Origin of the sequence: Actinopolymorpha sp. NPDC004070, assembly GCF_040610475.1 — a bacterium.
Taxonomy (GTDB): Bacteria; Actinomycetota; Actinomycetes; order Propionibacteriales; family Actinopolymorphaceae; genus Actinopolymorpha.
On the sequence record NZ_JBEXMJ010000005.1, the window covers coordinates 216,314 to 239,395 of the forward strand.

The following is a 23,082-nucleotide window of genomic DNA, read 5'->3' on the forward strand; positions in this document are numbered from 1 at the left end:
CGTCACCCCAGGGAGGACACATGCGGGCCGACCAGGTCACCGGGCCACACGCCCACCACGGAGAAGGTCCGGTCTGGGACGCCGGTTGGGGCGGGTTGCGGTTCGTGGACATGCTCGCCGGCGACATCCTCACCGCGGACCTGTCCACCGGCGGCGTCGAGCGACTGCACGTGGGTGAGGTGGCGGCGGCGTTCCGGCCGCGCACGTCCGGCGGAATGGTGGTGGCGATCGAACGCGGCTTCGCGCTGGTGGGCGCCGACGGTTCGGTCGACCGGCTGCCGGAGCTGTGGACCGACCACGGCGTACGCATGAACGAGGGCGGCTGCGACCCGCAGGGGCGGTTCTACTGCGGCTCGATGGCCTACTCCTCCACCAAGGGCGCGGGCACGGTCTACCGCCTCGACCAAGACCGGACGGTCTCCGTCGTCCTCGCCGACGTCACCATCTCCAACGGCCTGGCCTGGTCCCCCGACCACACGCTGGCCTACTACATCGACACCCCGACCGGCCGGGTGGACGCGTTCGACCATTACCCGGAGACCGGGCTGGTCGTGGACAGCCGCCGGCCGGTGGTGGAGATCCCCGGGGAGTGGGGCGGTCCGGACGGGATGACGGTGGACGCGGAGGGCTACCTCTGGGTCGCCATGTGGGGCGGCTCGGCGGTGCGCCGGTTCGCGCCGGACGGGACGCTGGACGGCGTGGTCGAGGTGCCCGGGGCCGAGCAGGTCACCGCGTGCACGTTCGGCGGTGCCGACCTCGACGAGCTGTTCGTCACCACCTCCCGGCAGGGCCTGACCGACGGCGAGCAGCCCGACGCCGGCGCGGTGTTCTCCGTACGCCCCGGGGTACGCGGACTGCCCGCACTCCCCTACGCCGGATAGGACCACCCACGCCGGTTGGGTCGGGCCGGGTTGGGCCGTCTAAGGTACGTACGCCCAGCGACGCGGTGGTCACACCGACGACCCGCCACAGCCGACGAAGGAGCGTACGCCGATGACACTGGTGGCGGTTCTGGACGACTACCAGGCGGTCGCGGAGCGGATGGCGGACTGGCGCAACCTGCCCGACCGCACCAGCGTGGCGTTCTTCCACGACCACCTGCCCGACGAGGACACGGTCGTCGAGCGCCTGGCCCACTACGAGGTCATCGTGGCCATGCGCGAGCGCACGGCGTTCACGCGTTCGGTGCTGGAACGCCTGCCCCGCCTGCGTCTTCTGGTCACCACCGGCATGCGCAACGCGGCGATCGACCTGGAGGCGGCGCACGAGAACGGCGTCCTGGTGTGCGGCACGCCCGGCAGCGGCGGCGCCACCACCGAGCTCGCCTGGGCACTGATCCTCGGTCTGGTACGTCACGTGCCGGAGGAGGACGCATCCGTGCGCGCGGGCGGCTGGCAGCGCACCGTCGGCACCGACCTGGCCGGCTCGACGCTCGGCCTGCTCGGCCTCGGCAGGCTGGGTAAGGCGATGGTGCCGGTGGCGCATGCGTTCGGCATGCAGGTGCTGGCGTGGAGTGCCAACCTCACCGCCGAAGCCGCGAGCGACGCCGGTGCCGAACGCGTGGACAAGGACGAGTTGTTCGCCCGGTCCGACGTAGTCAGCGTGCACCTGAAGCTCAGCGACCGCACCCGCGGCCTGGTGGGGGCGGCCGAGCTCGCGTCGATGAAGCCGACCGCCTGGCTGGTCAACACCTCCCGCGGTCCCATCGTCGACGAGCAGGCGCTGGTCGCGGCGCTGGAGGAGGGCCGGATCGCCGGCGCCGGCCTCGACGTCTACGACCAGGAGCCGCTGCCGGCCGGCCACCCGCTGCTGACGGCGCCGCGCACGATCCTGACTCCGCACATCGGGTTCGTGACCCGGCGGACGTACGAGGAGTGGTACGCCGCGGCGGTGGGCGCGATCGCGGCGTACCTCGACGGCCATCCCGTTCAGGTTCTGACGCCGGCCTCCTGACGCCGCTGCTGCTGACGCCGACCCCTGCCGACCGGCGTTCTGGCCTTCCCTCCCCCGCTCGACACCCGGAGTTTTCTTCCGCTTCAGGCCGAAGTATGGAAAGTCGCCTCCAGGCCGAGTTCACTGCGAGGTGCCGTCCGGCATCCCTGGGGAGGAACCCGTGGCACCCGATCGTGTGGCTTCTTCGACGTCGGCCAAGACCCGTGCGCGCCTGCGTACCTTCGCCTCGCTCCTGGCCGGCTGCACGGTCCTGGTCGGGCTGGCGGCCGGAGGGACCGCCACCGGATCCCCGCCCGCCTTGGCATCCAACGGACCGGCGCAGGGCGTACGACCGGATCCGCGGTACGACCTGCACGCGGCCACCTCCGATGCCGCCGCCCATCCGGGCAGCGCCGCCGACCGGCGGGCCGCACAGGCACCGCGGGCGGCCGAGGTCGCTCCCCGGTTGGAGACGGCCAGCACCTCCCGGCCGGTCGCGCCGGGCGTGACGTTGCGGTCGTTCGACCGGTACGGGCCAGACTCCTACACCGGCACACCGAACTGGCTGCAGTCGGACTCACTCACCGTCGACCTCACCAAGGGAACCTCGGTCGGCTACCTCTTTCCCGGCCGGGTCGCCGCGGGCGCACCGATCTCGGAACAGGCCCGCGACGCCAGGGCGGTCGCCGCGGTGAACGGCGACTTCTTCGACATCAACAACTCCAACGCGCCGCTGGGCGTCGGCATCAAGGACGGCACCCTGCTGCAGTCGCCGGACACCAGCCCCACGTGGCAGAAGTCCGCGGCCATCGTCACGCCGGACGGGCTGGGCAGCATCGGTTCGGTGTTCTTCACCGGCACCATCACGCTGCCGGGTGAGAAGACGGCACCACTGTCGGGGGTGAACAAGCCGACGCTGCCCGCCGACGGTATCGAGGCGTTCACCCCGCTGTGGGGCAGCTACTGCCGCTGCCGGGCCACCACGGGTGCGACGAAGGTGGCCGAGGTGGAGGTGGTGGCCGGCAAGGTCACCGCGGTCCGCGCCAGTGCGGGCTCGGGCGAGGTCCCCGCCGACGGCTTCGTGCTGGTCGGCCGCGACGCCGGAGCGGACACACTGGCGGCCCTCACCGTCGGCGCCCCGGTGAGCATCGACTACCGCGCCAGAACCGCCGACGACAAGGCGATCCGGACCGCGCTGAACGGCCGTCAACTCCTGGTTGTCAACGGCGTCGCGCAGAAGGCCGGCGCGGGGAACAACGTTCCGCCCGCGCCGCGGACCGCGGTCGGCTTCACCCGCGACGGCACGAAGATGTTCCTGCTCACCGCGGACGGCCGCCAGCCGGCGTTCTCCGACGGGCTCGGCCTGGACGAGCTCGCCGACATGATGGTCGAGCTCGGTGCCTACAACGCGGTCAACCTCGACGGCGGCGGGTCGACCACGATGGTGGCCCGCAAACCCGGAGAGCAGACTGTGCGGGTGGAGAACCACCCCTCCGACGGCAGCGAACGCCACGACCCCAACGGCCTCGGCCTGTTCGCTCCCAAGGGGTCGGGCCACCTGCGCGGACTGTGGGTCGAGCCTGCCCTGGAACCGGAGCGGGCGCCCGGCTCGTCCGCGGTCGCACCCGCGCGCCCGGACCGGGTGTTTCCGGGACTGACCCGGCGGCTCACCGCCACGGGGTACGACGAGACCTACGGCCCGGCGGCGAGCACCCCGCGCTGGCGTACCAGCGAAGGCTCCGCCGCCGGCACCGTCGACCGCGAAGGCGTCTTCCACGCCCGCGACACCGGCACCGCGACGGTCAGCGCGTACGACAGGGACGTCACCGGGTCCACCACCCTGCAGGTGCTCCGGCCGCTCACCCGGCTCGGACCCACCGTCGACCAGCTGGCCTTGCCCGGCGCCGGCGACCACGCCAGGCTCGGCGTCCTCGGCTACGACCGGGAGGGTTACTCCGCGCCGGTCGAACCCGCCGACCTCACCCTCGACTACGACCACGACCTGCTCGACATCACCGCCGACGACACCGGCCAGTACGTCGTGACCGCCAGGCAGGCAACGGGTTCGGCACTGGTCACGGTGGCGGCGACCGTCGCCGGTAAGAAGGTCACCACGCTTCTCCCGGTCACCGTCGGCCTGGAGGAGAAGGTCGTCGCCGACTTCGAGGACGCGTCGGCGTGGACCTTCTTCGGAGAACGCGCCACCGGGTCGGTGTCCTCCGCCGAGGGCAAGGTGGGCAGGGGACTTCGGCTGGACTACGACTTCGCTACCTCGACCGCGACCCGCACCGGCGGCGCGGTGCCCACCGGCACGGTGGAAATTCCCGGACAGCCGCGGGCGTTGCGGCTGTGGGTCAACTCGACCGGCAAGGGCGAGTGGGCGAGCCTGCAGGTGTACGACGGCGCCGGGACGCTGCTGCCCGCGATGCGCGCCGGCTACCTCACCGGGTCCGGCTGGCAGCAGCTGGAGTTCCCGGTGCCGGCGGGTACGCAGTATCCGCTGCGGCTTCGCCGTTACTACTCCGCCGAAACCCGGCCGGACGCGCAGTACCAGGGCAGCATCGTGATCGACCAGCTCACCGCGCTGGTGCCGCCGTCGATCGACGTACCCGCGCAACCGGTCCGCAAGGACCCGTTGATCGCGCAGAACGCCGACGTCAGCGGGCAGCCCTGGCGGTTCGCGGTGATGTCGGACGCGCAGTTCGTCGCCCGCGATCCCGGCAGCGACCTGGTGAAGAACGCCCGGCGCACGCTGCGGGAGATCCGGGCCGCCCGGCCGGACTTCCTGATCATCGACGGCGATCTGGTGGATGAGGGATCGCCGGAGGATCTGGCGTTCGCCACGAAGGTTCTGGACGAGGAGCTCGGCAGCACGGTGCCCTTCTACTACGTGCCCGGCAACCACGAGGTGATGGGCGGCGACATCGCCAACTTCGAGGCGGAGTTCGGCGCGACCAGCCGGGTGTTCGACCACCACGGCACCCGCTTCCTCACCTTCGACACCTCCCGGCTGTCGATCCGCGGCAGCGACTGGACGCAACTGCGCACGCTGCGCCGCCAGCTCGACGCGGCCGCCGATGATCCGGGCGTCGGATCGGTGGTGCTGGTGCAGCACGTCCCGCCGCGCGACCCGACGCCGAGCAAGGCCAGCGAGCTCGCCGACCGCAAGGAGGCCGCCACCATCGAGGGTTGGCTGTCGGACTTCCAGCGCACCACCGGCAAGGGTACGGCGTTCATCGGCGGACACGTGGGCACCTTCCACGCCGACCGGGTGGACGGTGTGCCGTACTTCCTCAACGGCAACTCCGCCAAGACCCCATCCACCAGACCCGAGGACGGCGGCTTCACCGGCTGGTCGCTGTGGGGCGTGGACCCGGTGACGCCGGGCGAGGCGGCCGCCGCACGTCGCGACCCGGTACGCGACGCTCCGGACTGGGTGAGCACGCAGGTACGCCCGCACGTCGACACGCTCACCGTGACCGCCCCGGACCGGCTGACCGTGGGCTCGTCGGCTGCCGTCAAGGCTGACTTGACACAGCACGGGAAGGCGATGCCCGTGGCGTACCCGATGAGTTCGCGCTGGACCGGCTCGGGCAACCTCTGGATCGGTGACCCCGCCGACCGGCAGCCCGGCCACGTCGCGGTGCTCGACCCGCGGACCGGCACACTCACCGCGTACCGGCCGGGCAAGGTCACCTTGCGCCTCACCGTCGGCGACACCACGGCAGAGGCTACCGTCACCGTCGAGCCTCGCCCGGCCGGTCGAACTGCCGGCTGAACGGTGCGCGGTAGGCCCACCCCCGCGGGCGACGGGGTGCTCGCGCCCGGGGTGACCCGACGGCTGAACCGCCGGCTGTACATCGGCGAAACCACCGTGAAGACGCACGTCTCGCGCGTACTGGCCAAACTGGACCTGCGGTCGCGCGTGCAGGCGGCGATCCTCGCGCGCGAGTCCGATCCGGGCGGGCCGTCCTGAACGTTCAGCCAGGCGTGCCGAGCACCGACCGAATCTCCTTCGCAGCTGGCCGATCTGGCCGAGGCGTACGACGGGGCATTGACCGCGCACGGTGTGACCACCTAGCTTCCGCCGGAAAGGAAGGTGAGCCGATGTCTGCACTGGTTGCGCGGCGCCTGGGTGCCGTCGTCCTCGGCGCGTTGCTGCTGACCGCGTCGCTGAGCCCCGCCCGCGCCGCGGTGAGCGGCGGCAGCGGCACTGCTCCGGCGGCGGACGCCGCCGTCGGCCCGGGCGTCGCGGCGCCGTCCGCGGTGGGCAGCTGGCTCACCGACCCTGGGCGCAAGGTGTACTTGACACGACAGTCCGACCTGCACTGGAAGCGCGGCACGCCTCCCGCGGGCACGGCCGTCACCGTGGACGAGTCCCGGAAGTACCAGTCGATGGAGGGCTTCGGTGCGTCGTTCACCGACTCCTCCGCCTGGCTGGTGGGCACCAGGCTCGACCGTGGCCGCCGCGCGGCGGCGATGCGCGCGTTGTTCGACCCGCGTGCCGGCATCGGGCTGAGTTTCGTCCGCCAGCCCATGGGGGCCAGCGACTTCGCCGTGAACGGCAACTACTCCTACGACGACATGCCAGCCGGGCAGACCGATCCCACGCTCGCCCACTTCTCGATCGACCACGACCGGGCGTACGTCATCCCGGTCCTGCGCGACGCGTTGCGGCTCAACCCCGAGCTCACGGTGATGGCCTCGCCGTGGAGCCCGCCCGGCTGGATGAAGACCAGCGACTCGATGGTCGGCGGCACACTGCGGCCGGAGGCCTACCAGCCGTTCGCCGACTACTTCGCGAAGTTCGTTCGGGCGTACGCGGACGCGGGGGTGCCGATCACCTACGTCACGCCGAACAACGAACCGCTCTACGTACCCGAGGGGTATCCCGGTCTCGACCTCGGCCCGGACAAGGAGTCCGCGTTCATCCGTGAACACCTTGGTCCCACCCTGCGCAAGGCCGGCTTGCCGACGAGGATTCTCGGCTACGACCACAACTGGGACGTGGTGAGTTACCCCGAGAGCCTGTACGCCGACCCGGCCACCTCCCGCTATGTCGCGGGAACGGCCTGGCACTGCTACGCGGGCGACGTCCGCGCACAGTCGCTGTCCCACAACAACTATCCGGGCAAGCCCGCCTTCCACACCGAGTGCTCCGGCGGAACGTGGGAGGGCGACGACGCCGCGGGCTTCGCCGGTGCGATGAACCTGGTGGTCAACGCCCCGCGCGAGTGGGCGAAGTCGGTCGTGCGGTGGAACATGGCGCTGGACGCCGACAACGGCCCGACCAACGGTGGGTGCATCACCTGCCGCGGGGTTCTCAAGGTCGCCAAGGACACGAACGGGCGGTGGAACTGGTCGAGGACGGTCGACTACTACGCACTCGGGCACGCCGGCAAGTTCGTCCGGCCCGGCGCGCGTCGAATCGCGTCCAGCGGGCCGGCCGCGGGGACCGACGGCGCCGTGCAGAACGTCGCGTTCGTCAACCCGGACGGCTCCAAGGCGCTGATCGCGTTCAACCCGGGCACGTCCGCGGCGACGTTCCACGTGCGCTGGGGACACCGCTGGTTCGACGCCACGCTGCCCGCGGGTTCTGCGGCCACCTACACCTGGCGCGGAACCCAGGACGCCACCGCCGGCGACGCCGCGCTGGGCACCACCGACGTGCACTTCGAGCGGCCGGGCAAGGCTGCGTTGACAGTCTCGTGGGACGCCGACCTGCTGAGCCGGCTCAACCAGGTGAGGGAGGACGGCTCCTGGGTCGGTTACTCCCTGCCCACCGGCGCGTCGCTGCGGGCGCCGGCAACGTCCACTCCCCTGCCACGGACGAACTGGACGGCGACCGCGAGCGCGAGCAGCCCGGACGACCCGCCGTCGCAGGCGATCGACGGTGACCCGGCCACCAGGTGGAGCACCGGGCACGGGATGACGCCGGGCGACTGGTTCCAGGTCGACCTCGGCGCGTCCACGACGTTCGACCAACTCCGCCTGGACACCTCCGCCAGCCCCGGCGACTTCGCCCGCGGCTACGAGGTCTACGTGTCCGAGGACGGGAAGTCCTGGGGCCGGCCGGTGGCACGCGGCGGCGGTGCCACCCAACTGCGGGTGCTGTTCCCGCCGGTGACCGGGAGGTACGTCCGCATCGTCAACACCGGAAGCTCCGGCAGCTGGTGGTCGATCCACGAGGTGGACGTGCTTGCCCCAACCGGCTCCGGATCGGGGCCGGGATCAGGCGGCGAGCAGCCACCGGCGGCGAACGCGGACCTGCTGCGGCGTACGGCGACCACACCCGACGGTACCGCGCTCGAGGTCTACTACAACGCCGGCGACCAGGCGGCGACGTTCGACGTCACCTGGGCGGACACGATCTACCGCTACAGCCTGCCGGCCGGCGCGTCCGCGACCTTCACCCGCGCGCACTGAGCTCGAGCGGGGAAGATCAGGACGGGCCGCAGTGCCCGGCCGTGGCGATCAGCTTGACCAGGTGGTCGACGGCGTCGGGGAGTACGACCGAGGTGACCACGCGGGTGCGGCTCTGCGGGTCGTCGGTCGCGGTGCTCACTCCGGCCCGCTCACCCTCGGGCTCCACCGAGATCGTGACCGGGCGGGAGCCGAGCAGGTCGGTCCGCAGCATGGCCAGCACGGCAAGCGGGTCGTGCGGGACGTTGGACTCCTCGCCGGTGAAGTTCCACCACTGCCGGACCTCCGCCTCCAACTGGCGGCCGAGCGCGCCGGCGGTGGCGATCTCGCCGAGGTGGTCCGGGCCGATCCGGGCCTGGGTGGTGATCTCCAGCCCGACCACGGTGACCGGGATGCCGGAGGCGAACACCTCGGCGGCGGCCACGGCGTCGCTGCGGAAGTTGTGCTCGGGCTCGGGCCGGTCGAACCTCCCACCCATGACGTGGAGCCGGCGTACGTTGCGGGCGAAGCTCTGGTCCGCCCGGATCGCCTCGGCGATGTTGGTCAGCGGGCCGATCGCCACCACGTCGATCTCGCCGGGCCGCTCGGCCACGGTCCGGGTCAGGAACTCCACCGCGCTGACGTCCTCGAGGTAGGCCTCCGCGCCGAGGTCGTCGTAGAGCCGGCCCTCGAAACCCGCCCACCAGGCGTCGGCGCCGGTGAGCGGACGCTCGGCGCCGGCGACCACGGCCAGACCGTCGTGGCCGGCGAGGCGGGCCAGCCGCCGGGTGACCAGGGCGCGGAGCCGGACGTCGCCGTAGACCGTGGTGACGCCGAGCAGCTCGATCTCGGACGCACCGAAGATCATCGCCAGGGCGAGCGCGTCGTCGACGTCCGAGCCGATGTCGGTGTCGAGGATCACCTGGTGGGTGGCGGCCACGACGGTCTCCGTTCTCGGGGAATCCCGGGGAAGTTGCCCGGCCGGACGCCGATACAGGGCGCTGACCTGGGGATCTGTCGGTTCGCAGGGACGAATCAGGGGATGAAGACTATCCCCTGCCGGTCGCCAGGGCACCGGGCAGAGTCGTGTCGTCCGGGCCGTACCTCCCCGCGCACAGGCCCCAGCTGTCGTCGGCGGGCACCTCCCCGGCGTAGGTCTCGGAGTCCTGCACCGGGAGGTAGCCGATCGCGTTGTGGGTGAGCCAGCGGGTCCGGGTGTTGGCCGAGATGCCGGGACAGACGGCGTACGACACGTCCGCCGCCAGCGCGCGGGCGACGAGTTGGCGCAGGTCGTCCGGGCCCAGCCACCCGTCCAGGGCACTGGAGGCGAGCGGGCGCTCGGTGGTCGCCCCGAGCCGCAGCGCGACGACGGACGCACCGGTGCGGTAGGCGTGTGCACGGCCCAGCGCCTCGCCGAACGCCTTCGTCGCGCCGTACGCGCAGCAGGGCGCGGCCGGCCAGGACGGGTCGATCAGCGGGGCGCCCGGCCGGGCGTACTGCCCCATCGCGTGGGCCGAGCTCGCCAGCACGATCCGGGGTACGCCGGTGGCGAGGAGTGCCGCCACCACGTCCACGTTGGGGACCCGCAGGTCGTCCCAGGACGCGGCGGGGTCGGCGTTCGCGGCCAGGTGGACCACCGCGTCCACGCCGTCGGTCACCCGGGCGAGGAACGCCGGGTCGGCCAGGTCACCCACGACGTCCACCGGATCGGTCCCTCGGCCCTCCACCCGGTCGGTACGCACCAGGTCCCAGCCGTCGAGGTCGGGGTGGGTGCCGAACCCGGGTGCCAGCATCGCGGCCACGCCGCCCGCCGCGCCGGTGAGCAGCAAGCGCCTGGTCATCGGGGCTCCATTCGCTCGCGGGTCCCTGCGTTCGGGCTCATTCGGGGTTCAGCTGTCCTGGGCGCGGTAGCGCCAGAAGATCGGGAACGCCACCACCGCGGCGAGCATCGCGACCACCACCAGGACGCCGCCGCCGCTCACCGCCACGGTGGTGCCGACCGCCGCGCCGGCCGTGCCGTGCAGCAGGTCGGCCAGCCGCGGCCCTCCTGCGACCACGACGGTGAAGACGCCCTGCATCCGTCCGCGCATCTCGTCGGTGGCCGCCGACTGCATGATCGTTCCCCGGAACACCATGCTCACCAGGTCGGCCATGCCGGCCACGGCGAGGAAGAACGCCGCCAGCCACAGCCACGGCGACAGGCCGAAGCCGACGATCGCCAGCCCCCACGCGCACACCGCCCCGATCACCGCGACGCCGTGCCGGCGGATCCGGGAGAACGCGCCGGAGAACAGGCCGCCGAGCACCGCACCGACCGGGATCGCGGCGAACAGGATGCCGAGGGCGAAGCCGCCGCCGGGCGGGTCTCCGAACGTCTGCTGCGCCATCTGAGGGAACAGCGCCCGGGGCATGCCGAACACCATCGCGATCACGTCGGCCAGGAAGGAGACCAGCAGCACCTTGCGGGTGGCGAGGTAGCCGAAACCCTCGATCACGTGCCGCAGCCCGGCCCGCCGCGGAGCACCGGCCAGCGGCGGCAGCGCCGGCAGCCGCCACACCGCCCAGATCGTCACCGTGAGCGCGACCGAGTCGATGAGGTACAGCGTGGACAGGCCGAGGACCGGGATCAGTACGCCCGCCAGCAGCGGCCCGATGATCGAGCCGATCTGGAAGACGGTGGAGCCGAGCGCGTTCGCCGCGGGCAGCAGGTGGGCGGGGACCAGGCGTGGGATGGAGGCACTGCGGGCCGGCTGGTTGACTCCGGCACACGCCTGCTGCAGGCCGAGCAGCCCGAACAGGACCCACACCGAGTGCGCACCCGCGAACGCCTGCGCCCAGAACAGCAGCGAGGTGACGGCGATGCCGGTGTTGGTGACCAGCAGCAGCTTGCGCCGGTCCACGGCGTCCGCGATCGCGCCGCCCCACAGGGCGAACACGACCAGCGGGACCAGCGCCACCAGACCGGCCAGCCCGACGTAGGCCGAGGAGCCGGTGATGTCGTAGATCTGCTTGGGCACCGCGACCGCGGTGAGCTGACTGCCGACCGAGGTGACAGCGGTCGACGTCCACAGCCTGCGGTACGCCGGGATGGACAGCGGCCGGGTGTCCACGACGATCCGCCGAAGGTCCCACCGGGAACGGCGCCGGCCCGGGCCGGTGACCCGGCCGTCGTGGGTGGCGCTGTCGTCTCGGAGGTCCTCGGCCCCGAGCGTCTCCTGGGCAGGCGGTGACGGCTGCCGGGAGTCGAGCGGTTCGCCGGAGGAGTCCGCTGAGTCTGCTGCGTCGGGGTGGAGGTTGCTGCCGGAACTGCTGGTGCTGCTGGTGCCGGGCTCGCCTCGGCCGGCGGGATGTGACACCTGCGATTCCTCTCGATGTCAAGACTTTAGCCGCAGACACCTTAGCTCAGGGAGATCGGCGAACGAGCCGCGTTCTCGGCGTACGGCATCCCGGGCCGACTCCGGCCTCTCTGTTACCCCGCCGCCCACCGTCGTGACAGCTCGGCCACCAGGTCGTCCAGGGACAGGCCGGTCACGTCCAGCTCCGCGTCCACGGCCGGCTCGGCCGCGGCGTCCTCGGCGTGCAGCGCGGCGAACTCCTGCGCGGTGAGATACACCGGCCGGGTCGCGGCCCGTCGCCGCGCCTCCGCGACGTCCACCCCCAGCCGGACCACCAGGCAGCGGGGAAGCTCGGCCCGGTAGATCGTGAGCGTGCGTGGCGTCACCACGTCCGTCAGCACGGTGGCGAACCCCTCGGCGGTGAACCGCCGGGCCAGCTGACAGGCGTTGCGTACGCCGAGCTCCTGCTGGCGGACCCCCTCGTCGCCGTCCCACGGAGCGGCGCCGCCGGCCACGACCAACTGGCGTACGTCGTCCACGTCGACGTACGCACCTCGCGGCCGCGCCTCCGCGAGCCGCCGCCCGGCAGTCGTCTTGCCCACGGCCGGCGGACCGGTGAGCACCAGCGGAGGGCGCATGCGACCAGACCCTAGGTCAGCCGGTCGCCCTGCGCGGCCTCGGCTGGTCGGCCGGGTCCGGCCGGATGCTGGACCAGCGACCGGACCCGCACCTAGCGTGACCGCGATCAACCAAGATCATCCGCGCGGTGCACCCGCGGGTCCCAGGGAAGGGGACGGCCGATGCGAGGTCCGGAGGTCGGTCGAAGGACACGGCTCACCGCGGTCGCCGCCGGGTTCGCGCTGGCGGTGGCGGCGTTCGCGGGCTCGGCGTTCGGCGGTTCGGCACTGGCCGCGCCGAGCGCCACCACCACCACGACCACCGGCGCCGCGCCGGCCGGCGTGGTCCGCGACCCGCACGGGGACCGCGAACCCTCGCGGACCGAGGTCCGGACGGTCGACGGCACCAACGTGGTCTTCTCCTACGGCGAGGTGATGCCGTCCTTCGACGGCTACGCGCACCACGAACCCACCCGGCGTTACCTCTCCCTGGACCGGACCTGGCGGTTCCGCTACGACCCCGACGATCAGGGCCTGTCGGCCGGATGGCAGAAGCCCGGTGCCGACGACTCGGCCTGGGACTCGATCGCGGTGCCGGCGTCGTGGGACCTCAAGGACAACGACGGCTGGGCCGGCTACGACGGCGCCGACTTCGGCAAGGGCGGGGCGCTGAAGGACGGGTACGCGTGGTACCGCACGGAGGTCGCGGTGCCGGCGTCGTGGCGCGGAACGCACGTCCGGCTGGCGTTCCTCGCCGCCTCCTACAGCGCCGACGTCTGGGTGAACGGCACGTTCGTCGGCAAGCACGAGGGCGGCCACACCGCGTTCGCGCTCCCGGTCGGCGACGCGCTGCGACCCGGGCAGCCGGCCACTGTCGCCGTACGCGTCTACCGCCGCGCGAGCTACACCAGCTACGACGGCACCGGCGAGCAGGTCAGGGACGACAAGGCGCTGCCGCCCGGCGTCGTCGACTACTGGCCCTACGCCGGCCTCACCCGCTCGGTGTGGCTGGAGTCGGTGCCCGCGGTGAACGTCGCCAAGGTGCTGCTGGACGCGAAGGCGGGCACCCTCGACGCGCGGGTGGTGGTGCAGAACTCAGGCGACACCGACTTCCACGGGTACGTCCGCATCGACCCCGGGCGCGGCTCGACCGGACGGCCCACCCGGGTGCGCGTCGACGTGCCGGCGGGCAGGGTCGCGGTGCCGACGGCACGGATCGCGGTCACCGGCGCACCGCACTGGAGCGTCGAGCACCCGAACGTCCTCACCGCCCGCGCGTCGGTCAGCGCCACCGCGAACGGCCGGCCGGTGGACACCCTCGCCGCCACCTACGGCGTACGCGAGATCAGGGTCGACGGCACGCAACTGAAGCTTGACGGCAAGCCGCTGTTCCTCAAGGGCGTCAACTGGCACGAGGAGACCGACCGGTCCGGCCGGTCGATGACGCGTGCGGAGTACGACCACGAGCTCGGCCAGGTCAAGGCGGCCGACGCGAACTTCCTGCGCAACTGCGTCTACAACCGTCACCCGTACGTCTACGACTGGGCCGACCGGCACGGCCTGATGCTGATGGACGAGTGGGACACCATGTGGGTGGGCACCGACCAGCAGAGGCTGCAGACCGAGAGCTACGGCCTGTCCCGGGCGCTCGCCTTGGCCACCGCGTGGAACAACCACAACCACCCGTCGGTGATCCTGTGGGGGCTGCAGAACGAGTCCACGGTCGACGCCAACGGCGCGCCGGTCTACCGCGCCTGGCTGGCCGACATGAAGGCGGCGGTGAAGTCCGTCGACCTGTCCAAGCGGCCGGTCACGTGGGCGTCGAACACCTCCTGGGACCCGGCGTTCGACCTTGCCGACGTGGTGGGCTTCAACGAGTACTTCGGCTACTTCTACGGCAAGAACGAAGACCTCGGGACCACGCTGGACGCCGTGCACCGCAACCACCCGGACAAGCCGATCCTGATCACCGAGAACGGCACCTGGTCCTTCCTCGGCAAGCACGGTTCGCCGACCGAGGCGGGGACCGAGGAGTGGCAGGCCGCCAACTTCGTCTCCCACTGGGACCAGGTGACCGCGACCAGCCGGCCGTGGATGGCCGGCTACACGTTCTGGGTGCTCAAGGACTACAAGGAGCGCGCCGGCTACAACCAGAACTACAACGGCCTGTCCACCATGGGGATGCTCGGCTGGGACGGTACGACCCGGCGGCTGGTGTTCGACGCGTTCACCGAAGCCCGGTCGCCGCGCTGACCGGACCCGTAGGGTTGGCCCATGATCGTGGTACACGCGACATTGCGCTCCCGACCCGACCGCCGGGTGGACACCGTGGCCGCGCTGATCGCCATGCAGCACGCGGTCCGCACCAACGACGACGGCTGCCTGCACTACGCGTTCGTCGCCGACCTCGAGGACGACTGCCTGTTCACCTGCGTGGAGGAGTGGACGGATCTGGACGCCCTGCACGAGCACCTGGCCAGCCCGCACATGGCCGCACTGGACTCGGTGCTCGCCGACTCCGCAGAGGGCCCCGCCGACATCCGGGTGTTCGAGGCGGTGCCGGCGCAGATCACCCCGATCTGAGCGGCGACACGTCGTCGGTGGGCCCGTTCGGAGTGGGTACGCCGCCCGCCGGGCCGTTGCCCGCCGCCGGGCCGTTGCCGGTCCGTACGACATGTTCGCGTTCCACCTGGTGCAGCAGATCGCGGGTCAGTGTCTGCCCGAGCGCGCGGTAGGCCTCGAAGTCGAACTCGCCGTACAGCTGGTCGCCGGTGGTGTGCCGCGGGAAGTCCGGGTGTTCCAGCGCGTACGTCTCCAGGTCCCAGCACAGGTCCCCTGCCAACACGGCCTTGACGAGCAGGATGTCGGCCGAGCCGCCCTCGGGATAGGTGGCCCGGCCGCGTGCCCAGCCGCGGCCGATCCGCTCGCCGCCGTGGCGCTGGAGGGTGCGCAGGTCGAGACTGACGTCGACGCCGAGATCCATCCGGGCCGACGCGATGGCCGAACCCACCGCCGCGAAGGAGTCCTCCAGGTCGTTCGAGGCGTCGATCACGATGACCCGCGCCGGGCGGCGGCGCAGTGCCTCCACCAGGCCGAGGTTGTCGTAGTGGCCGCCGTCGGTGACGTAGAGCCTGCGGTCGTACATCGACGCCCGGCCGAACGCCTCCCGGAACAGCTGGTGCGCACCGGGCTTGTCCGCGATCGACGCGGCGTAGGCGGTGGCCGACGCGAGGCGGGTGAGCGGCCCGGTGCGGCCCTCGCCTCGCCGGCGTTCGGCCAGCTCGCCGCAGCGGCGGGCCAGCGCGGCCGCCGGTGAGGTCGTACCCCAGTAGGGGTTGGGCAGCCACACGCCGAGCCGGGCGTTGACCACGGCGAACAGCAGCCGCATCGGCCGGGTGCCGGCATTGTTGCGTCCGGTGAGCGGGGCGAACGCCGCACCGCTGATCGCGACCGCTCCGGGCAGGGTCACGTCGCGATGGTGGTAGTCGGCACGGACCTCGTACTCCGCGGTGGGTTCCAGCCCCTCCGCGGGCAGCGTGACGTCACCGGCCACACCGGTCAGCTCCGGGTCGAAGACGAACGGCACACACCCCCGGTCCGGCGGGATGAAGTCGGCGTCGGCGGCGTTCGCCGAGCCCACGATCACCAGTTGCGGACCGCCGTCGGGTGACACGGCGTACTTCGAGTACGGCAACGGTGTCGGGTAGGCGCGTTCGGCCTCCCGCTCCGAGTGCCCCCGGCCGACGAGGTACGCCACCGACAGCCGCTCGCGATAGTACGGGTGCAGGGACGTGCGGGTGGCGTCGGTGAAGATGCGCGTCGCGACCAGTATCGCCGCGCACACACCGGCCACCCACCAGCGCGAACGCCATTCCTCGCTGGCGGCGTACCCCGCGGTCCACCGCAGCAGCACCACGAGCACGCCCACCACCAGCAGCGCCGAGCCGAGCCAGGGCACCAGTCTGGTCCGGAGCCAGGCGAGGATCCGCCTGCGCAGCGTGGGACCGACACCTGCTGAGATGGTCTGGATCCCCTTCCAGGCCGACCGTGCCAGCGCGATGAACGCCGCGCCGAGAGCGGCCAGCGTCACGAACCCGAACTGCGAGTCGACCGCCGCGTTGGCGTTCGCCGCCTGGGGTCCGGCGACGCCGTTGGCGGTGCCGACCACTCCGTCGGTGAGCCCGCCGAGGATCCCGGAGTGGCCGCCGGCCGGACCGGGACCGAGGTTGTTGGCCCACACCAGAACCAGCGGAACACCCAACAGCAGCAGCGGGCTGACGATCCCGGGCACCAGCAGCAGCCGGGCCAGCGCCCGCCCCTCTCTGCGCAGCCAGGTCGGCGGGACGCGGAACCGGTCGACCAGCACCTCCGCCAGGAACAGCACCACCACGATCGCCAGCGGGGCGAGGGCACCCAGCCAGTACCACCGCGGCAGGCCGTCGAAGTCGGTCCACGCGTCCGGGCTGCCGAGGCCGCGGACGACCGAGGTCTCCGCGATCGCCCAGCCGAGCACCCAGGCGACCGCCCGGATCAGGATCCCTATCAACACCAGGTTGACAACCGCGCCGTACAGCAGCGACATGATGGCGCGGACGCCCACGGCCAGCGAGGGCATGAGGTAGTGGGTGTGCCGGCGCAGCCGGGAGAGCTCGGGACTGCCCATGGCGTACGGCGGCTGCTCCGACGCCGACGTGCGTCCCTCGTCGGCCAGAGAACGCCGCAGGAAGTGGAACGCAGCCGCGATGTAGCCGCCGCCGCTGACGCCGATCACCGTCGAGGAACGTTGGTACTCACCCTGGTCGGTCAACGCCTGCAGGGCTCCCAGCGAGAAGGCCGCCGACCGGATGCCGCCGCCGGAGCAGCAGATGATCTGCCGGCCTCGGTCGTGCCGGGTGAGGTCCGCGGGGGTTCGTGGGTCAGCCGGCTTCCCATCCGTCGTCGACGGCGTTGACGGCGTTGACGGCGGCGACAGCGGCGGCGTTCGGCGATGTGATCCGTACCGCGTCGTCACCAACGCCGTGCCGGCCAGCACCAGCCCGCCGATCCACAACACCCACCACACCACGGTGAGCCAGCCGACCGACAGCGAGGGACAGGTGCCGTACGCCGCCGGGACGCCGCCGAACCGCTGCCACAGCACGACGTTCTCGACCGCGTCCAGGCAGGCGGCCGCACTCACCAGCACCGCACCGGCGAACGCGCGCCGGCGGACCATGCTCCCCGCCGGTCGTACGAGGGCGACGAAGCCGTGCGCACGCCACGTGGCGAGGAGGTAGGCGCAGATCAGCCCAGTGTCGACCAGCAGGGACAGCCGCGCCGGCGTTGCGCACGTCGGGTCGCCGGACCGCACCACGTGCCGCATCGGCCACTGCACCAGCAACAGCAAGGCGGTCAGGAGCATCGCTGCCCGTACCTGCCGCCAGTGCCCACCCAGCCGCACCTCGGCCCGCGTACGTTCGTCCGACACGAGCGTCCCCCTTCGCACGGTCGGGCTCCACCCCCGGCGGGCTCGCCATGCCGTGCTCGGCGTCGTACGAAGAAGGTAGTCCCGACGCTCGCCGGCCGCCAGCGGATCGGGGGGCACACCCTGGAGTCATCGGGGGAAGCCGGGGGTGGCCCAGGTGGTGCCGTCCGGCGCGATGGCGTACGCCTCGAATCCGGTCCGCCCGGCAAGCCATTCGCGTGCCTGGTCACCCATCGCCAGCGCGGCGGTGGCGTAGGCGTCGGCGGTGGGCAGGTCCGGGCCGACGACGGTGACGCTCGCCCACCCGGTGGCCGGTTCGCCGGTGCGCGGGTCGACGACGTGCGCGCCGCGTTCGGCCGTGCCCGACGTGGCGACCGCGATGTCCGCGCCCTCCACGACCGTCGCCAGCCGGCTGCGGTCGTGCGGGTCGGCGATGCCGACGCGCCACCACCGGCCGGGGGCGGGCCGGCCGCGGGCGAGAACGTCGCCGCCGGCGTTCAGGCAGTGTGCCCGCGACCCGGCTGCCTGCAGGATCTGGTCGGCCTGCTCGATCGACCAGCCCTTCACCAGCCCGGACGGGTCGAGCCGCCCGGCGTACCTCGGGTCGAAGTAACCGACCGTCTCCACCCGCAGTTCCTCACACCGCTCCAGCACCGACCGGACCGTGTCCGGGCAGTCCGCCAGCCCGACCTCGCCGCGGTCGAGCCGGCTGATCGCGCTGTCGGGACGATAGGTGCTGAACGTCGCGTCGACGGTGTGCAGCCAGCTGACGACCGCGTCCACCGCGCCGGCGCCCACGCGTGGGTCGCGGACGTCGATGGTCACCGCCGTACCCATCACGTACTCCACGTGACGGATCGGCCCGCGGACCGAGCCGGCCGTCGCCGCGCTCACGCGCCGGCCCTGTCGAGCGCGGACTGCAACGAGGTTCTGTAGCCCTCACTGGTGTACGTCGCGCCGGACACGCTGTCGATGTGGGCGCTCTGCGTGGACAGCGCCTCCCTGCGCAGTGCTGGTGCCGCGAACCCCGCGATCTCGGAGCTGCGCTGGTTGCCGCTCGGCAGCTGCAGCGCGGTCACGTCGGTGATCCGGTGGCCGAGCATGGTCACCTTCACCTGCACCGGTCCGTACGGCGTGTCCGCGGTCTGGCCCACCACCTTCACCTTCGCGACGGGCTTGGGCCTCGGTGCGGCCTTCTTCGGTGCGGCCTTCATCTTCGGCGCCGCCGTCGCCTTGGGCGTCGACTTCGCCCTCGTTCCCGACGACTTCCTCGCCGTCAACTTCTTCTTGCGCGGGGTCGGCTCGCCCGTGGGGGTGGGCGTACCGGAGGCCTTCGGGGTGGGGGTCACGTCCGGCGTGGGTGTCCGTTTGGTGGCCGTGGAACCCGAACCCGTTCCCGGCGCCGCCAGCGTGGCCAGGCCCGGCGCGCCGGTCTGCGACTTCACCCCCACCAGCAGCACGATCCCGGTGATGGTGGTCAGCGCGGTGAGCACGATGCGTTTCATCAGAAGCTGAAGTCCTCGTGGTGGATTCGCCGCGCGGGAACCCCACACTCCCGCAGCGACTCGATCGCGGTGGTCATCATCCCGCCGGGCCCGCACAGGTAGGCGTCGCGTTCGGCGACGTCGGGCACCAGGCGGCGCAGCCAGTTCGGGTGGAGTGCCGGTTCCTGGCCGGGGCCCGGCGGGCCGACCAGGTAGTGCACGACCGCCCGCCGGTCGGCGGCGATCTCGTCCAGCTCGTGCCGGAACACCACGTCCTCGTGTTTGCTGGCGCGGTAGATCAGGGTGAGCCTGCCTTCCTCGGCGGGCAGCGACTCGAACAACGCGCGCAGCGGGGTCACCCCGACCCCGCCGGCGATCAGCACCACGCCGTGCCGGCTGCGCCGCCGCGCGGTGAGCGCACCGTACGGGCCCTCGGCCAGCACCCTGGTGCCCACCGGGATGCGCTGCAACTGCTCGGTGTGGTCACCGAGCGCCTTGATGGTCACCCGCAGCCAGGTCGGGTTCGGCGCGGCCGACAGCGAGTACGGATGGGACTGCCACCACTCGTTGCGGGTGAGGAAACGCAGCCGCAGGAACTGCCCGGCCTCCGCGCCAAGGTCGTCCAGCCGGGTGCCGGTGAGGTAGACCGACACCACACCCGGCACCTCGGTGCGGACCGCGGCGACCTCCAGCCGGTGCCGCCAGACGTTGCGGACCGGGACGAGGAGCCGGAACCACGCGAGCAGTGCCGTCGCCGCGGCGTATGCCCCGATCCATCCCCACCGCGCCACGGCGTTCGGCACGAACTGCGCGCCGGTGAGGATCTGGTGCCAGAACGCGAGCGCGATACCGGCGTAGGTCAACAGGTGCAGGAGATACCAGGTCTCGTACCTCACCCGGCTGCGGATCGCGGTGGCCGAGACCACCCCGACCAGCACGAAGAGTCCCGCGCCGATCACCGCCCACAGGACATACGGGTAGCCGGCCAGCAGGTCGGTCGCCTCCTTGCCGAGCCCGGCGCGCGCGGTCAGCGCGTAGCCCAGCCAGATCAGCACCAGGTGTGCGACCGTCACGCACACGACGTAACGTCCGACCATGCTGTGGATCCGGGCCAGCCGGTCGGTGCCGACCTGGCGTTCCAGCACCGGCAGGCGGGCCATCAGCACCAGCAGGATCACCACCAGGTAGCCGGCGTACAGCCCGGTCAGCCGGCCCGCCTCGGTCAACTGCGCGCCGAAGGAGGTGGGCGGAAGGGTGCTGGTCCACCACAGCAGGGTCAGGGCCGCGGCGCCCGCGACGACCCCCGTCCACACCAGCCACGGGGAGTGCCGCACGATCAGAGCTCGCATGGGACACCACCGTGGCGGGTCGACCTGTGGGAAGCCGGTGACAATCCTGTCCGCCCGCTGTGAACTCCGCTGGGCGGTTCCTGGTTCACAGTGAACACACAGGAAACCCACACCCGACTCTCAGCCCGGGCGGCGAAGGTGTGTAGTAGAAGACGCGGGGGATCCGCGCCGGCGCCGGCCGGCGGCGGCAGCCCGACGAGGAGATCCACGTGGATTCGGCCAGTACGGCACGAACCGAACCCGCCCAGCATGCCGGCCAGGCACCCGTGGCCGACCCACCGGTGCGGGTGCTGGTGATCGACGACGAGCGCTACCTCGCCGAGATGATCGCCTCCGCGCTGCGCTACGAGGGCTGGCAGACCATGGTCGCGGGCACCGCCGACCAGGCACTGACCCAGGTCCGCGACTTCGAGCCGTCCGCGATCGTGCTGGACGTGATGCTGCCCGACACCGACGGATTCGCGTTGTTCGCGAGCCTTCGCGCCAGAGGCGTGGATGCGCCGGTCATCTTCCTCACCGCCCGCGACGCCACCGAGGACCGGGTACGCGGGCTCACCATCGGCGGCGACGACTACGTCACCAAGCCGTTCAGCCTGGAGGAACTGATCGCCCGGCTGCGTACGGTCATGCGGCGCGCGGCCGCCACCGTCCCCCGCGGCACCGGCCTGCGGGTCGCGGACCTGATGCTGGACGAGGACTCCCGCGAGGTGCGCCGCGGCGACCGGTTGATCGAGCTGACCCCGACGGAGTTCGAGCTGCTGCGGTTCCTGATGCGCAATGCCCGCACGGTGTTGTCGAAGGCGCAGATCCTGGACCGGGTGTGGAACTACGACTTCGGCGGCAACGCCAACGTGGTCGAGCTCTACATTTCCTATCTCCGCCGCAAGATCGACGTCGACGCGGAGCCGCTGATCCACACCGTCCGCGGGGTCGGCTACGTCCTCCGGCCGCCGCTTTCGTGAGCCGTCCTCTTCCGCTCTACTCGGCGACGCGGGGGTTCCTCGCCCGTCAGCCGTTGCGGCGCCGGGTCCTCGCCCTCGTGCTGCTGCTGGTCACGGGTGTGCTCGCGGCCGGTGGGGTGGCGACGACCCACGCGCTGCAGAGGTACCTGCTCAACCGGACCGACGGCCAGCTTCGTCAAGTGGCGGGACAGACTCGCGACGCGCTCCTGCACGGGGACGACGACGCCGACCGCGTGCAGATCCCGCCCGAGGACGCGGTCCGGTTCGTGGTCAGTGCCGACGGCAGCCGGTCGGCGATGCTGCCCGCGACTCCCGGCGCGACCGAGCACGTCAAGGACCTGTCGCACGCCGAGCAGGTCAGGCTCGCCAAGGAGGTGCCCGACTCGCCGCGTACGTTCGAGGACCGCGCGCTGCCCGGGCCGTACCGCCTGGTGGCCACGCGCTTCAGGAACGGCGCCCGGCTGGTGGTCGGTCTGCCGTTGCGGTCGCTGAACGACACCGTGACCCGGCTGCTGCTGATCGAGCTCGCGGTGGGACTGGCCGGGCTGGTGGTCACGGCGATCCTCGGGTCCACCCTGATCCGGGTCGGGCTGGCTCCGCTGGGCCGGATGACCACCACCACCCGGCGGATCGCCGAGACCGACCTCACCGGGCCGGAGGCCGCGGTGCGGTTGCGGGCGCCGGTGCTGCCGCCGCAGACGGAGGTGGGCCAGCTCGGCTCGGGCATGAACCACATGCTGGAGGCGATCGACGCGTCGTTCCAGGCCCGCAACGAGGCCGAACGCCAACTGCGGCAGTTCATCGCCGACGCCTCCCACGAGCTGCGGACGCCGCTGTCGACCGTACGCGGGTACGCCGAACTCTTCGACCGTTCGACCCGGGACCGCGACGGCACCCTCGCACTCGCCCACGACCTCGACCTCGCCGAGCTCGGCACGGCGATGCGCCGGATCGCGGAGGAGTCGAACCGGATGAGCCTGCTGGTCGACGACCTGCTGCTGCTCGCCAGGCTGGACCAGGGGCGTCCGCTCGACCACCGCCCGGTCGACCTGTGCCGGCTGGCGGTGGACGCCGCCAGCGACTTCCGGGTCCGCGACGAGGACCGCCCGATCAGGCTGGACCTGCCCGCCGACCCGCTGGTGGTGAACGGTGACGAGGGCCGCCTGCGCCAGGTGCTGGCCAACCTGCTCGCGAACGTCCACGCCCACACACCGATCGGCACGGTCGTCGACCTGCGGGTCCGCAGCGAGGACGGTGACGCGCTGGTCGAGGTGCACGACGACGGTCCCGGTGTGCCCCCGGTCGCGATCGCCCACGTCTTCGACCGTTTCTACCGCGCCGACACCTCGCGCACCCGGGCCAGCGGAGGCACCGGGCTCGGCCTCGCCATCGTGCAAGCCGTGATTGACGCCCACCACGGGACGGTACGGGTGAGCAGCCGGCCCGGTGAGACGACGTTCCGCGTGCGGCTCCCGGTCGTCTGAGTAACGGGCACTATCCTGCTCGACGCGTGGGGCCCCCGCGCGTGGAGCAGGAG

Annotated in this window: 17 protein-coding genes; 9 read left to right on the top strand and 8 right to left on the bottom strand. The window is 72.0% G+C overall.

Annotation, left to right across the window (positions count from 1 at the left end; translation table 11 throughout):
* Positions 1–20: 20 nt before the first annotated feature.
* From ABZV93_RS11695 to ABZV93_RS11715, 5 genes are all read left to right on the top strand, one after another.
* The gene (locus ABZV93_RS11695; RefSeq protein WP_354933682.1) at positions 21–881 is read left to right on the top strand and encodes an SMP-30/gluconolactonase/LRE family protein; all 861 of its coding nucleotides are present in this window, start codon (positions 21–23) and stop codon (positions 879–881) included.
* Between the two features lie 112 nt (positions 882–993).
* Positions 994–1,953, top strand: coding sequence for a D-2-hydroxyacid dehydrogenase family protein (locus ABZV93_RS11700; RefSeq protein ID WP_354933684.1), 960 nt, complete (start codon positions 994–996; stop codon positions 1,951–1,953).
* Between the two features lie 160 nt (positions 1,954–2,113).
* Entirely contained in the window at positions 2,114–5,710 is a 3,597-nt protein-coding gene (locus ABZV93_RS11705; RefSeq protein WP_354933686.1) for a phosphodiester glycosidase family protein, read from the top strand.
* 51 nt (positions 5,711–5,761) lie between these two features.
* Entirely contained in the window at positions 5,762–5,908 is a 147-nt protein-coding gene (locus tag ABZV93_RS11710; protein WP_354933688.1) for a LuxR C-terminal-related transcriptional regulator, read from the top strand.
* Between the two features lie 131 nt (positions 5,909–6,039).
* Positions 6,040–8,358, top strand: coding sequence for a discoidin domain-containing protein (locus ABZV93_RS11715; RefSeq protein WP_354933689.1), 2,319 nt, complete (start codon positions 6,040–6,042; stop codon positions 8,356–8,358).
* 16 nt (positions 8,359–8,374) lie between these two features.
* Here ABZV93_RS11715 and ABZV93_RS11720 read toward each other — a convergent pair whose 3' ends face one another.
* The 4 genes from ABZV93_RS11720 to ABZV93_RS11735 all read right to left on the bottom strand — a co-directional run bounded on the left by ABZV93_RS11720 (position 8,375) and on the right by ABZV93_RS11735 (position 12,307).
* Positions 8,375–9,274 carry a nucleoside hydrolase gene (locus ABZV93_RS11720; protein ID WP_354933691.1) on the bottom strand — a complete coding sequence of 300 codons (900 nt, stop codon included), beginning with the start codon at positions 9,272–9,274 and terminating at the stop codon, positions 8,375–8,377.
* 109 nt (positions 9,275–9,383) lie between these two features.
* Positions 9,384–10,175, bottom strand: coding sequence for an NAD-dependent epimerase/dehydratase family protein (locus tag ABZV93_RS11725; protein WP_354933693.1), 792 nt, complete (start codon positions 10,173–10,175; stop codon positions 9,384–9,386).
* A 48-nt stretch (positions 10,176–10,223) separates the two neighbouring features.
* On the bottom strand, positions 10,224–11,690 hold the full coding sequence (locus ABZV93_RS11730; RefSeq protein ID WP_354933695.1) for an MFS transporter: 1,467 nt from the start codon (positions 11,688–11,690) through the stop codon (positions 10,224–10,226).
* Between the two features lie 113 nt (positions 11,691–11,803).
* On the bottom strand, positions 11,804–12,307 hold the full coding sequence (locus ABZV93_RS11735; protein ID WP_354933697.1) for a hypothetical protein: 504 nt from the start codon (positions 12,305–12,307) through the stop codon (positions 11,804–11,806).
* A gap of 162 nt (positions 12,308–12,469) precedes the next feature.
* Here ABZV93_RS11735 and ABZV93_RS11740 point away from each other — a divergent pair, with 162 nt between their 5' ends.
* Together ABZV93_RS11740 and ABZV93_RS11745 are read left to right on the top strand one after the other, a co-directional pair.
* Positions 12,470–14,539: a glycoside hydrolase family 2 TIM barrel-domain containing protein gene (locus ABZV93_RS11740; RefSeq protein ID WP_354933699.1), complete on the top strand. Its 2,070-nt coding sequence runs from the start codon at positions 12,470–12,472 to the stop codon at positions 14,537–14,539.
* Between the two features lie 21 nt (positions 14,540–14,560).
* Entirely contained in the window at positions 14,561–14,869 is a 309-nt protein-coding gene (locus ABZV93_RS11745; protein WP_354933701.1) for a putative quinol monooxygenase, read from the top strand.
* On the opposite strand, the gene ABZV93_RS11750 is transcribed toward ABZV93_RS11745, so the two are convergent.
* From ABZV93_RS11750 to ABZV93_RS11765, 4 genes are all read right to left on the bottom strand, one after another.
* Positions 14,856–17,753, bottom strand: coding sequence for a patatin-like phospholipase family protein (locus ABZV93_RS11750; RefSeq protein ID WP_354933703.1), 2,898 nt, complete (start codon positions 17,751–17,753; stop codon positions 14,856–14,858). The genes ABZV93_RS11745 and ABZV93_RS11750 overlap by 14 nt on opposite strands.
* Before the next feature lie 126 nt (positions 17,754–17,879).
* Entirely contained in the window at positions 17,880–18,644 is a 765-nt protein-coding gene (locus tag ABZV93_RS11755) for an FAD:protein FMN transferase (protein ID WP_354933705.1), read from the bottom strand.
* Positions 18,641–19,255, bottom strand: coding sequence for an FMN-binding protein (locus ABZV93_RS11760; RefSeq protein ID WP_354933707.1), 615 nt, complete (start codon positions 19,253–19,255; stop codon positions 18,641–18,643). The genes ABZV93_RS11755 and ABZV93_RS11760 overlap by 4 nt, the downstream gene beginning before the upstream one ends.
* Positions 19,255–20,583: a ferric reductase-like transmembrane domain-containing protein gene (locus ABZV93_RS11765; protein WP_354933709.1), complete on the bottom strand. Its 1,329-nt coding sequence runs from the start codon at positions 20,581–20,583 to the stop codon at positions 19,255–19,257. Before ABZV93_RS11765 ends, ABZV93_RS11760 begins: the two co-directional genes overlap by 1 nt.
* Positions 20,584–20,849: 266 nt before the next feature.
* On the opposite strand from ABZV93_RS11765, the gene ABZV93_RS11770 reads away from it, so the two are divergent.
* Positions 20,850–21,545, top strand: coding sequence for a response regulator transcription factor (locus ABZV93_RS11770; protein ID WP_354933985.1), 696 nt, complete (start codon positions 20,850–20,852; stop codon positions 21,543–21,545).
* The gene (locus tag ABZV93_RS11775; RefSeq protein WP_354933711.1) at positions 21,542–23,029 is read left to right on the top strand and encodes an ATP-binding protein; all 1,488 of its coding nucleotides are present in this window, start codon (positions 21,542–21,544) and stop codon (positions 23,027–23,029) included. The genes ABZV93_RS11770 and ABZV93_RS11775 overlap by 4 nt, the downstream gene beginning before the upstream one ends.
* Positions 23,030–23,082: the final 53 nt, after the last annotated feature.

What these genes read in the sequence shown, in the direction of transcription:
- ABZV93_RS11715 (WP_354933689.1), top strand. Translation starts at nt 6,040, where the DNA reads ATGTCTGCACTGGTTGCGCGGCGCCTGGGTGCCGTCGTCCTCGGCGCG.
- ABZV93_RS11695 (WP_354933682.1), top strand. Translation starts at nt 21, where the DNA reads ATGCGGGCCGACCAGGTCACCGGGCCACACGCCCACCACGGAGAAGGT.
- ABZV93_RS11700 (WP_354933684.1), top strand. Translation starts at nt 994, where the DNA reads ATGACACTGGTGGCGGTTCTGGACGACTACCAGGCGGTCGCGGAGCGG.
- ABZV93_RS11760 (WP_354933707.1), bottom strand. Translation starts at nt 19,255, where the DNA reads ATGAAACGCATCGTGCTCACCGCGCTGACCACCATCACCGGGATCGTG.
- ABZV93_RS11745 (WP_354933701.1), top strand. Translation starts at nt 14,561, where the DNA reads ATGATCGTGGTACACGCGACATTGCGCTCCCGACCCGACCGCCGGGTG.
- ABZV93_RS11725 (WP_354933693.1), bottom strand. Translation starts at nt 10,175, where the DNA reads ATGACCAGGCGCTTGCTGCTCACCGGCGCGGCGGGCGGCGTGGCCGCG.
- ABZV93_RS11765 (WP_354933709.1), bottom strand. Translation starts at nt 20,583, where the DNA reads ATGCGAGCTCTGATCGTGCGGCACTCCCCGTGGCTGGTGTGGACGGGG.
- ABZV93_RS11740 (WP_354933699.1), top strand. Translation starts at nt 12,470, where the DNA reads ATGCGAGGTCCGGAGGTCGGTCGAAGGACACGGCTCACCGCGGTCGCC.
- ABZV93_RS11735 (WP_354933697.1), bottom strand. Translation starts at nt 12,307, where the DNA reads ATGCGCCCTCCGCTGGTGCTCACCGGTCCGCCGGCCGTGGGCAAGACG.